The sequence below is a fragment of the Micromonospora sp. DT4 genome (genome assembly GCF_049841675.1).
Lineage (GTDB): Bacteria > Actinomycetota > Actinomycetes > Mycobacteriales > Micromonosporaceae > Micromonospora.
The window spans coordinates 1-11,455 of record NZ_JBNCKT010000142.1 but is presented as its reverse complement, the minus strand read 5'-3'; the positions used below and the strand labels follow the sequence as shown (position 1 = coordinate 11,455).

Annotated in this window: 11 protein-coding genes; 8 read left to right on the top strand and 3 right to left on the bottom strand. The window is 72.2% G+C overall.

The features are described 5' to 3' along the window. Positions 1 to 66 precede the first annotated feature (66 nt). The gene (locus ACLQ24_RS26245; RefSeq protein ID WP_425894373.1) at positions 67 to 1,185 is read right to left on the bottom strand and encodes a LacI family DNA-binding transcriptional regulator; all 1,119 of its coding nucleotides are present in this window, start codon (positions 1,183 to 1,185) and stop codon (positions 67 to 69) included. Positions 1,186 to 1,639: 454 nt separating this feature from the next. On the opposite strand from ACLQ24_RS26245, the gene ACLQ24_RS26240 reads away from it, so the two are divergent. The 7 genes from ACLQ24_RS26240 (at position 1,640) to ACLQ24_RS26210 (ending at position 9,836) form a co-directional block, all read left to right on the top strand. Further along, a complete protein-coding gene (locus ACLQ24_RS26240) occupies positions 1,640 to 2,326 on the top strand; it encodes a Gfo/Idh/MocA family oxidoreductase (RefSeq protein WP_425894372.1) in 687 nt (228 codons plus the stop codon). Positions 2,327 to 2,345: 19 nt separating this feature from the next. Further along, complete coding sequence (gene uxaC, locus ACLQ24_RS26235) at positions 2,346 to 3,779, top strand: glucuronate isomerase (RefSeq protein ID WP_425894371.1); 1,434 nt, start codon at positions 2,346 to 2,348, stop codon at positions 3,777 to 3,779. After that, entirely contained in the window at positions 3,776 to 5,080 is a 1,305-nt protein-coding gene (locus tag ACLQ24_RS26230; RefSeq protein WP_425894370.1) for an enolase C-terminal domain-like protein, read from the top strand. Before uxaC ends, ACLQ24_RS26230 begins: the two co-directional genes overlap by 4 nt. Next, on the top strand, positions 5,071 to 6,564 hold the full coding sequence (locus ACLQ24_RS26225) for a mannitol dehydrogenase family protein (protein ID WP_425894369.1): 1,494 nt from the start codon (positions 5,071 to 5,073) through the stop codon (positions 6,562 to 6,564). The genes ACLQ24_RS26230 and ACLQ24_RS26225 overlap by 10 nt, the downstream gene beginning before the upstream one ends. Continuing rightward, positions 6,561 to 7,199 (top strand): hypothetical protein, encoded by a 639-nt coding sequence (locus tag ACLQ24_RS26220; protein WP_425894368.1) that lies wholly within the window; start codon positions 6,561 to 6,563, stop codon positions 7,197 to 7,199. The genes ACLQ24_RS26225 and ACLQ24_RS26220 overlap by 4 nt, the downstream gene beginning before the upstream one ends. Positions 7,200 to 7,468: 269 nt before the next feature. Next, positions 7,469 to 8,197, top strand: coding sequence for an HD domain-containing protein (locus tag ACLQ24_RS26215; RefSeq protein WP_425894367.1), 729 nt, complete (start codon positions 7,469 to 7,471; stop codon positions 8,195 to 8,197). A 151-nt stretch (positions 8,198 to 8,348) separates the two neighbouring features. Beyond that, positions 8,349 to 9,836: an FAD-binding protein gene (locus ACLQ24_RS26210; RefSeq protein WP_425894366.1), complete on the top strand. Its 1,488-nt coding sequence runs from the start codon at positions 8,349 to 8,351 to the stop codon at positions 9,834 to 9,836. A 231-nt stretch (positions 9,837 to 10,067) separates the two neighbouring features. Here ACLQ24_RS26210 and ACLQ24_RS26205 read toward each other — a convergent pair whose 3' ends face one another. Continuing rightward, positions 10,068 to 10,388, bottom strand: coding sequence for a barstar family protein (locus tag ACLQ24_RS26205; protein ID WP_425894365.1), 321 nt, complete (start codon positions 10,386 to 10,388; stop codon positions 10,068 to 10,070). Positions 10,389 to 10,424: 36 nt separating this feature from the next. After that, positions 10,425 to 10,796, bottom strand: coding sequence for a ribonuclease domain-containing protein (locus ACLQ24_RS26200; protein ID WP_425894375.1), 372 nt, complete (start codon positions 10,794 to 10,796; stop codon positions 10,425 to 10,427). Between the two features lie 321 nt (positions 10,797 to 11,117). Here ACLQ24_RS26200 and ACLQ24_RS26195 point away from each other — a divergent pair, with 321 nt between their 5' ends. Beyond that, positions 11,118 to 11,384, top strand: a complete 267-nt coding sequence (locus tag ACLQ24_RS26195; RefSeq protein ID WP_425894364.1) for a hypothetical protein — start codon at positions 11,118 to 11,120, stop codon at positions 11,382 to 11,384. Positions 11,385 to 11,455: the final 71 nt, after the last annotated feature.

Below are 11,455 nucleotides of genomic sequence, written 5' to 3'. Positions count from 1 at the left end.
ATCCTTGTTCCGCAAGCCCGAAGTCCGCTACGCCGCCTCCTGACCATCAACTATTTGCCTTACGGGTCAATAACCACACCCCCAACCTAGAAACGACCTGTACGCCCTGATCGTGCGGTACGTCCCATGGGGCGCGGCCAGGGGACGTACCGGTCGGGCGTGCGGGCCCGGACCGGTCGAGTCGCGGATGACCAGGTCGGTCTGGAGCATTACCTGTGCGGTGGTACGACGGACGCCGACCGCCGTGCCGGCAGTGGGCCCTCGCGCGCCGCGCGGTGACTCGATGTCCTGTTGCAGCAGCATGTCGACGGCCGTCCGGCCGGCGGCCCCGGTGGGTGTGGCCACCGTCGTCAGTTTGGGTCGGGTGAGTCGACTGAGGGCGATGTCGTCGACCCCGACGACGCTCACCTCCTGCGGCACCCGGACCCCGACCGCGTCCAGCCCTTCGATCAGGCCGATCGCCATCAGGTCGTTGTAGGCGAGCACGGCCGTCACGCCGCTTCGTCGCACCTGCTCGGCCACGGCGGAGCCGCCGGTCTCGGTGGGCGCGTTGGGCCCGAGCACGGTCAGCTCCCCGCCCCCCGACCGGACGGCCGTGGCGGCGGCGCGGCGCATCTCCCGGTTGGTCCACGAGCTGCGCGGCCCGCCGAGCAGGGCGATGCGGCGGTGACCGAGACCGATCAGGTGCTCGACGGCCGACCGGGCCCCGTGCCCGACGTCCATCAGCACGCAGGGCAGACCGGTCACCTGACGGTTCACCACGACCAGCGGCACGTCGCGGCTGAGCTGCTCGATCAGGCTGTTGCTCATCCGGGGGCTGCACAGCAGCACCCCGTCGACCTGCTTGGCCAGCGCGTGGACCAGTTCCTCCTCGGCGGTCGGATCCTCGTTGCTGTCGGCCACGAAGACGTGGTAGTCGCGGTGGCGCGCCTGGCTCTCCGCCGCCTTGATCAGCGGCGGGAAGAACGGGTTCGCGATGTCGGCGATGATCAGCCCGATGTTGTACGTACGACCGGTGATGAGGGCGCGGGCGGCGCGGTTCGGTCGGTAGCCCAGGTCCTCCGCGCAGGCCAGCACCCGGACCCGGGTCTCGGGATTGACCAGGTGCGGGGCCGAGAAGGTGCGGGACACGGTGGAGATGTGCACCCCGGAGGCGCGGGCGACGTCACGAATGGTGACTGGCACGGCGGCCCCTTCGTCCGAATGCGGCGGCGGTCACGCGGGTGCCGCCAATTAATGCAAACGGTTGCTCCACTGTCAACGGTGAATGTTTGCAGCTCTGTGGCGTCGACGCGCCAATTGGTGACCTTCAACCCCACAAAAACCCATATTTGCCACCGGTTCCGTCGCCGTCGTTGACGTCGTGAGATCGATCGTGGTTACTTCACTGCAAACCTTTGCAGGGATCACCCGGAAGGCGATCGCATGTCACCGAGATCCGGCGGACGAGTCCGGTACGCCGTCGTGGGCACCGGGGCGCGGGCGGAGATGTTCGTCCGGGCCCCGGTGCTCGATCACGCCGACACCACCGAGCTGGTCGCGTTCGCCGACGTCAACCAGGCCCGGATGGACGCGCACAACCGCTGGCTGGGCGAGCTTCGACCTGGTCAACTGGTGGCTGGGCGCCACCCCGGTCGAGGTGTACGCGGCCGGCCGGCTCTTCTTCTACGGCGAGGACGGTCGCCGGCACGGCTACGCCCGCGACTACGATTGGGCGTACGGCTCCCCCGCCGCCGTCGACGACCCGTTCGCGCTGCGGCTGGACGCCCACCCCCGGCTGCGCGAGCTGTACCTCGACGCCGAGGCCGAGGACGGCTACCAGCGCGACCGCAACCTCTTCGCCCCCGGCGTGAGCATCGAGGACGACATGGCGGTGCTGGCTCGCTACTCCACCGGCGCGACCATGACCTACCACCTCACCGCGTACGCCCCCTGGGAGGGCTACCGCGTGATGGTCAACGGCAGCCGCGGACGGCTGGAGGTGGAGGTGACCGAGAACGACCACGTCGACCGGGGTACGGCCGGCGCGGTCAAGGGCGCGGCCCTGCACGGCGTCGAGCCGCCGGCCGAGGGCGGCGGCGCGACACTCACCGTGCGCCCGTTCTGGGAACCGCCCCGGCGGATCCCCGTCGAGGGTCGTACCCGCCAGGGGCACGGCGGCGCGGACGCCCGGATGACCGCAATGCTCCTCGGCGGCCAGCCCGATCCGCTGGGCCGCGCCGCGACGGCCGACGACGGCGCGTTGGCCCTGCTCACCGGCCTGGCCGCCAACCAGTCCTTCGAGACCGGGCGACCCGTCCGCGTCGCCGACCTGCCCCCCCACTGACCAGGAGACGAGGAGCCCCGTGCCGACGTCCGACCACACCGACCTGCTCCTGCCGGCCGAGCCGGGCCAGCGCGCGCTGGCCCGGGAGCTGTACGCCCTGGCGGCGCGGCAGCCGATCATCTCGCCGCACGGGCACGTCGACCCGGCCCTGCTCGCCGAGGACCGGCCCTTCCCCGACCCGGCGCGGCTGCTCATCGTGCCCGACCACTACCTGACGAGGATGCTGCTCAGTCAGGGCGTACCCCCGGCGGACCTGGGGGTGCCCACCCGCGACGGCGGCCCGGTCGAGACCGAACCGCGGGTGATCTGGCGGCGCTTCGCCGCGCACTGGCACCTGTTCCGGGGCACCCCGTCGCGGCTCTGGCTGGAGCAGACCTTCCGCACCGTCTTCGGGGTGCACACCCCGCTGCGCCCCGACACCGCCGACGCCGTCTACGACGAGATCGCGGCGAGGCTCGCCGAGCCGGAGTTCCGGCCCCGGGCGCTGTTCGAGCGCTTCGGCATCGAGGTCCTCGCCACCACCGAGTCGCCGCTGGACGACCTCGCGGCGCACGCCAAGCTCGCCGCCGACGGCTGGGGTGGTCCGGGCGGTCGGGTGGTCACCACGTTCCGCCCGGACGACGTGGTGGACATGGAGTTCGACGGCTGGTCGACCAACGTGGCGCGCCTCGGCGCGCTGGCCGGCGAGGACACCGGCACGTACACCGGTTATCTGGCCGCGCTGCGGGCCCGCCGGGCGGCGTTCATCGCGGCCGGGGCGACCTCGTCGGACCACGGGCATCCCACCGCGCGCACCCTGGACCTGACGCCGGCGGAGGCCGCGCGGCTCTACGACCGGGGGCTGCGCGGCGAGACGGACGCCGCCGACGCCGAGGCGTTCCGGGCGCACATGCTCATGGAGTTCGCCCGCATGTCCCTCGACGACGGCCTGGTCCTGCAACTGCACCCCGGCGCGGTGCGCAACCACAACCGCTGGCTGTACGACCGGCACGGCCGCGACGTCGGCGGCGACGTGCCGCAGGCCACCGAGTACGTGCACGCGCTCGCCCCGCTGCTGACCCGCTACGGCAACGACCCCCGGCTGACGGTGGTGCTCTACACCCTCGACGAGGACACCTTCACCCGCGAGCTGGCGCCCCTGGCAGGCGGGTACGCCGCGCTGCTGCTCGGGGCGCCCTGGTGGTTCCTGGACTCCCCCGAGGCGCTGCGGCGATTCCGGGAGACGGTCACCGAGAGCGCCGGTTTCTACAACACCACCGGGTTCGTCGACGACACCCGGGCGTTCTGCTCCATCCCGGTACGCCACGACGTGGCCCGCCGGGTCGACGCCGGTTTCCTGGCCCGGCTGGTCGCCGAGCACCGGCTACCCCTGGACGAGGCCGCCGAGACGATCGTCGACCTGGCATACCGGCTGCCCAAGCGGGTCTTCAACTTCGGAGGCGCTGACCAGTGACCACCACCATCACCTCCGTCGAGGTGCACGACGTACGGTTCCCGACCGCCGCCCGGGGCGACGGGTCCGACGCGATCAACCGGGGCGACTACTCGGCGACGTACGTCGAGCTGGGCACCGACGCCGGACCGGTCGGCGCGGGGTTCACCTTCACCAACGGGCGGGGTAACGAGATCACCTGCGCGGCGGTGCGGGCGCTGGCCCACCACGTCGAGGGTCGTACGGTCGAGGAGATCGCCGCCGCGCCGGTGGCGTTCTGGCGCTCGCTCAGCGCCGACGTGCAGTTGCGCTGGCTGGGCCCGGAGAAGGGTGTCATCCACATGGCGACCGGCGCGCTCGTCAACGCCGTGTGGGACCTGCGGGCCCGGATCGCCGGCAAGCCGATGTGGCGGTTCCTGTCCGAGCTGCCCACCGACGACCTGGTCGCCAGCGTCGACTTCCGGCACATCAGCGACGCGCTCACGCCGGACGAGGCGGCGGCGGTCCTCGACAAGGGACGCGACGGCCTGGCTGACCGGTTGGCGACGCTGGAGCGGGACGGCTTCCCCTCGTACACCACCTCGGTCGGGTGGCTCGGCTACCCCGACGAGAAGGTGCGGGCGCTGACCCGGCAGGCGTACGACCACGGGTGGCGGGCGATGAAGATGAAGGTAGGCGGTCCGCTCGCCGACGACCTGCGCCGGGCCCGGATCATTCGCTCCGAGATCGGCCCGGACGCGCTGCTGATGATGGACGCCAACCAGGTCTGGGACGTCGACGAGGCGATCACCGCGATGGCCACCCTGGCGGAGGCGGACCCGTACTGGATCGAGGAGCCGACGCACGCCGACGACATCCTGGGTCACGCCCGGATCGCGCGCGCCGTCGCCGAGCTGACCGGCGGCCGCTGCCGGGTGGCCACCGGAGAGGTCGCCGCGAACCGGGTGATCTTCAAGCAGTTGTTGCAGGCCGAGGCGATCGGCGTGATGCAGGTCGACGCGTGCCGGGTCGGCGGCGTCGACGAGGTCCTGGCCGAGCTGCTGCTGGCGGCGAAGTTCGGGGTGCCGGTCTGCCCGCACGCGGGTGGCGTCGGCCTCTGCGAGTACGTCCAGCACCTGGCGATCTTCGACTACCTGCGGGTGGGCGCCAGCCTGGACGGTCGGATGATCGAGTACGTCGACCACCTGCACGAACACTTCGTCGACCCGGTGCGCACCCGCGGTGGCCGCTATCTGCTGCCCGACCGGCCCGGTTACAGCGCCACCATGAAACCGTCGTCGATCGCGGAGTTCCGCTTCCCGGACGGTCCGGCATGGCGGTGACCGTCGGCGCGTCCCGCCTCGGCCTGGGGGTGCTGCGCCACCTGCCCGTCGAGTCGCGTCCCCTCGTCCGGCCGGGCACCGTGCCGACGGGCGTCGTACACCTGGGGTTGGGCGCGTTCCACCGCGCGCACCAGGCGGTCTACACCGAGGCGGCGGTCGGGGCGGCCGGCGGCGACTGGGGCATCGTGGCCGTCGCCCCGCGCAGCACCGCCCTGGTCGAGGCGCTCGCCGCCCAGGACAACCTGTTCAGCGTGAGCGCCCTCTCGGCGGCCGGCGCCGCGACCCGGGTGGTGGGCGCGCTCAGCGGCGTACGGCACGCTCCGAGCGACCCGGACGCCGTGGTGGCGTTGCTCGCCGACCCGGCGGTCCGCGTCGTGACGCTCACCGTCACCGAGAAGGCGTACCAACTCGACCCGCTGACCGGCCGGCTGTCCCCGGACGCCGCGCTCGCCGCGGACCTCGCCGGTCATCGGACACCGACGACCGTGCCGGGCCTGCTGCTGCGCGGACTGGCCGCCCGCGCCGCCGCCGACGCCGGGCCGCTCGCCCTCGTGAGCTGCGACAACCTGCCGGCCAACGGCCGGCGACTGCGCGGACTGGTCGACCAGGCCGTCGCGCGGGCCGCCGGCACGCCGACCGGGTTGGTCGACTGGGTGGCCGCCAACGTGACCTGTCCGGGCACCATGGTGGACCGGATCGTGCCGGCCAGCACCCCGGAGACGATCGACGCGGCCCGCCGGGCGCTCGGCGTGACCGACCTGGCCGCGGTGGCCGCCGAGCCGTACGCCCAGTGGGTGATCGAGGACGACTTCCCCGGCGGGCGGCCCGGTTGGGAACACGCCGGGGCGGTGCTGACCGACGACGCCGGCCCGTGGGAGCGGTTGAAGCTGCGCGCCCTCAACGGCGTGCACTCGGCCGTGGCGTACCTCGGTGCCCTGGCCGGCAGGGAGACCATCGCCGACGCCCTGGAGATCCCGCACCTGACCGACGTGCTGCGCCGGCTGATCGCCGAGGACGTCGCGGCCAGCTTCACGCCGCCGGACGGGGTGCGCGTTGTCGACTACGGCGAGCAGGTCCTGGCCCGGTTCGCCAACCCGGCGATCCGGCACCGCACCCTCCAGGTCGCGGTGGACGGCTCGCAGAAGCTGCCGCAGCGCATCCTGCATACCATCGCCGACCTGCGGGCGGCCGGGCGGTCCGCGCGCTGGGGCGCGCTGGTCGTGGCGTCCTGGTTGCGCTTCGCGCTGGGGTACGCCGACGACGGCCGCCCGCTGCCGTTGCAGGACCCCCTCGCGGGGCCGATCCGGGCCGCCCTGGACGCCGGCGCGCAGAGCCCGGCCGGCGCGGTGGCCGCCGTCTTCGCGCTGCCCGAGGTCATCCCGGCCGAGGTCGCCGACGACGACGAGGTACGCGCCCAGGTGATCGCCTGGCTCACCGCGCTCGGCCGACACGGCGTCGAGGCGACCCTGGCCGGTGCCCGGTGAGCCGGGTGGTGATGGCCGGCGCACTGGTCAACCCGCTCGCCCACGCGGTGATGCAGTGCCTGGCGGTCGCCGAGGCGCTGGGCGGGGCGCCACCGTGGCCGGTCGCGATCGAGGTGGAGCGCTATCGCGTCCCGCCGATCGAGGTGGAGGACACGGCGGTGCTGCGCGTCCGGTTCCGCGCCGGCCCACAGGTGCTGGCGGCGGTAACGCTGGCCTCCGCGGAGTTCGTGGCGGGCGAGGTGGTGGTGACCGGCACGAGCGGGCAGGCGTCGCTGGAGTACCCGACCGACCGGTTGCGCCTGCCCGGCGACGCGGTGACCCGCCGCGTCCCCGGTCGACGGGGCCTGTTGGAGAACCTGCTCGCCCACCGGATCGACCCGGCCGGGGTGCCGCTGATCGCGCCACTGGCCCGTACCGCGCCGTTCACCGCCCTGCTGGACGCGCTGCGGGCCGCCCCCGAGCCCCGGCTGCTCGACGGCGACCTGGTGACCGTCGTCGGTGCGGGCGGCGACCGGGTCCGCCACCTGCGGGGCGTGGCCGACGTCCTGCGCGCCGCGGCCGAACGCGGCGCGCTGCCCAGCGAGCTGGGGGTGCCGTGGGCGGCTGCCGCGTACCGCGCCGAACTGGCGGGATAGGGGGTGGCGGCAACCGGAGCGCGAACACCGCCCGGACCCGACGCGGCCCCATCGGACACATCAGCGATCCCGACCTGGCCGGCGACGCGGGCTGGACGCCCACCCTGCGTCGTGATCCCGTGCTGCCGGCGCCGCTGGTCCCCCTCGTGGTGAACCCGCTGGCCGGGGCCGACCGACTGTCGATCTGACGGCTCGACCCGCCTGAGTTCGCGGTCGGGTCGACGACGTAAGGGCTCATCGATGTGGTGAAGATCGGCTATAAGTGACGCATGGACTTCCCGCCGCACCTGGGCAGCATGCCGATGCACGCGATCACCGAGATCCACGGCGAACCGGGCCTGCTGGAGCGCTTCCGGTTGGAGATCCAACAGTTCGACGACGCCGCCCGCGGGCGGTTGACGGCCGCGCTCGACCTGGCCGCCGAGCTGCACCGCGACGACCGGCGCGTTCGTGAGCCGTACCTCAACCACCTGCTGCGGGTGGCGATCCGGCTGATGCACCACTACCAGGTGCGCGACGTGGACGTGATCGTCGCCGGCCTGCTGCACGACGCGGTCGAGGACCATCCGGTCGAGCTGGCCGGCGGTGCTGCCGGCACCGACCCCACCGGGGCCGCGCTGGCCGCGCTCGCCGCGCGGTTCGGGGCGCGTGTCGCGACGCTCGTCGCCGCCGTCACCAACCCGGCGTACGACCCCGAGCGGGACCGCAACACGCAGTACCGGGAGCACCTGGCGGTCAGCCTGGACCGCGAGCCCTGGGCCCGGGTGATCAAGGTGTCGGACTTCACCGACAACGGTGTAGGGGTGATCCACACGGTCGGGCCGAAGGTCGTCTCGTCGGCCCGGAAGTATCGGCCGCTGGTGCCGCTCTTCCGGGACCTGATCGGCCGGCCGGACACACCGTTGTCGGCGGGGGTCAAGCGGCACATCTTCGGCCAGCTCGACCTTGCCGAGGAGCGGTTCAGCGCCATCCTGGACCAGCCCGCGCACGCCAACTGACCACGCCGTCGCGTCACCCGACCGGGTTCCATGACAAGTTCTCGGATCCCTACCGCAGCCTGCGGAATTACGGTGGTTTTGCGTCAGTTGGGAGGCAAAAGTCCTCCTCGTTCGGATTTCTGACGTGACCCCCATCGAGAGGATTCGGACCATGCGCGACCTTTCTCGTCGCGATCTGCTCAGGGCGACGGCCGTCGGCGCCGGAGCGATCGCCCTGCCCGGAATGATGGCCGGCAGTTCGGCGGTGGCGGCGGACGGCCCGCCCGTGGGCGACACGTACCCGCCCGCGACGTTGACCGGCCGGATCGTCCGCCCCCAGAGCCCCGACTACGCGCAGGCGAGCATCGGCTGGGACGAACTGTTCGTGCGCTACCCGCTGGTCATCGTCTTCGCTCAGGAGACCCAGGACGTCGTCAACGCCCTCACCTGGGCTCGGCAGCACGACGTGGCGCTGCGGGTGCGCAGCGGCCGGCACAGCCTGGAAGGCTGGTCGAACGTCGACAACGGCATCGTGATCGACGTCAGCGAGCTGAAGGACGTCCACATCGACGCCGCCACGCGCACGGCGAAGCTCGGCGCGGGGCTCAACCAGTCGGAAGCGGTCACCGCGCTCGGGGAGTACGACCTCGCGGCGACGACCGGGACAGAGGGAACCGTCGGCCTGTCCGGCGCTACCCTCGGTGGCGGCTTCGGGTTCCTCACCCGCTACCTCGGCATGGCCTGCGACAACCTGATCGGGGCGGAGATCGTCGTCGCGGCGGGGGCCAACGGGGCCAAGGTGCTCCAGGTGGACCCGTGGAACCACGCGGACCTGCTCTGGGCGCTGCGCGGCGCCGGAAACGGCAACTTCGGGATCGTCACCTCCCTGACCTACCAGGTGGCACCGCTGAAGAGCGTGGCCTATTTGCAGGCGACCTGGCCGGGCCTCGACGACCTGCACGACGTCTTCGACACCTGGCAGCGCACCGCGCCGTTCACCGACCCCCGCCTCGGCAGTCAGGTCGAGGTCCACCCGACCGAGATCCTGCTGTTCGCGGTGCTCGTCGAGGGGTCGGAGGAGGAGGCGAGAAGGCTGCTGGAACCGCTGCTCTCCATCGGCGACCCCGAGGTCAGCGTGCAGATCGGCGGCTGGAGCGAGACGTACTCCGGATTCCAGATCCCGAACGACGAAGAGCCGGCGAAGTGGAAGTTCTTCTCCCAGTTCACCAGGGAGCCCTTCCCGCCGAGGGCGATCAGCATCGTCCGTGAATTCATGGAAGAAGCCCCGTCGCCGGACAGCAACTTCTTCACCCAGGCCTTCGGCCGTGGTGCCCAACGACAGGAGCCCTTCGGTGGCTCGGCGTTCCCGCACCGCGACGCGCTCTTCTACTCCGAGCCCGGCGCTGGTTGGGGCACTCGCGGCGAGCCCGACAGCGGCGACGCCGTCACCCCGATCGCCCAGACCTGGATCGCCGAGTTCAGCCAGGCGCTGCGGCCCTATGTGGACGGCGCCTACGTCAATGTGCCGAACATCGGCATGGCGGAGTGGGAGGAGGCCTACTGGGGGCGCAACTTCCCGCGACTGCGCACGATCAAGGCGAAGTACGACCCGCACAACGTCTTCCAGTACGAGCAGAGCATCCCGCCCGCGACACACTGATCCGGACGGCCGGCGGCGCGGGTGGTGCTCTCCCGCAACGGCTCCAACTGCACGGCGTCACGCAGCCCCGGTCGGTCGCCCCCGGGCCGGGGGCGGCGGTGTCGACCAGGAGCGGTATACCTCAGAGTCATATTCATCCCTCTGAGGTATACCGCTCACCGACGCCCTTCTCCCGGGCGCCGTCACCGACAGTGAGAGTGGTCGGCGCGCCGGGGGCACGCGCGGGCGTGGTCAGGACGGCGGGGCGTCGCACAGGACCACGTGCAGGGGGTGTGGGGCGGTGGTGGCGAGGTCGTCGAGCACGGCCATCAGCAGGGCCTGCTGATCGGACGGCTCGTCGGCGAGGAGCTGAGCGGCATCGGTGACCAGCAGGGTGAGCGGGCCGGCGTCCAGCCGGTCCCGGAGCACGTCGGCGAGGGCGTCCCAGGTGCCGCCCAGGTACGCAGGCAGCGCCAGCGCCTCAGTCAACGCGGCGAAGAGCGCGGGCCGGGTGCGGGCCGCCGCCCCGGCCAGCGCCACCGCGCCGGACTGGTCATCGTCGTCGTCGACCATTCTCGTGCCCCCTGGACCGGCTGAGCACCGGGTCGGTCAGAGCCGGTAGAAGTCGGTGTAGTGGTTGGGCGAGAACCAGGTGGCGCCGGTGCTGCGGTTCACCACGATCCGGTACGCGTCGCGGGCGGCGCCCTGGGCGCGCGGGTACACGTCGTACTCATAGTAGGTGGCGTTCGTGGGCAGTTGGCCCTCGTAGTTGTAGAACCGGCCACCGGCGAAGTTGGACAGCCCGCCGCTCCACGAATACCAGCCGCGGCTGGTCGGGAAGCCCTTGGCGGACCAGCCGGAGCGTGCGGTGCGGGCGTCCGTGCAGCGGCTGACGGTGCAGGAGCTGTAGACCGCCGCCGAGGCGGAGTCCGTCAGCCGTGGGGCCACCACGGACGGGCCGACGAGCGCGGCCGCGACCATGGTGAGGAGCAGGGCGAGGGTGGTGGTACGCCGGCGGATCGCGCCGAGCGTGGCCAGCGGGGACACGTGGGTGGACACAGGCTGCCTCCAGACCATCCGATCCATTGACCCGCGTCAGTTTCGGGTCGCGCTCAGTCTGGCCGTCGCCGGCCGACGGCGACAGCCCCCACAGGCCCAACTGCTCCACAATGCCTGGTGAACCGCGGGCGACCGACATTGTGTGGCACATCGGCGCGGCGACGGGCATTTCGGTCACCGGTTGTTAGCGTGGGCTGGACGCCGAGCTGCGGGCGCGTGGACCCGTGACCGTGAGGGGGTGCCATGACGGACGCTCCCGAGCAGAGACCGAGACCTGCGGATCTGTGGCGGCAGCGGGGCATCCGTGCGCTGCGGATCACCCGGGACGTGAGTGTCCGAGGGTGGCGGTGGTGGGCGCGTACGTGGGATCGGCTGGTGGCCGCCCTGCAGGACGAGGCGCCCGTCGGGGCCGGCGCCGGACCGTCCCCACCAGGCCCGCTCGTCGAGCAGCGCGACGCGCCCCGGCTGATCGCGGTGCCCGCGCAGGGGTACGTCTACTCCTTCTATTGACCAGTAACCCAAAGGTGCCGTGGTTAGCCGGCTGCGTAGCGGACTTCTGGCTTGCCGAACAAGGCTTTCAC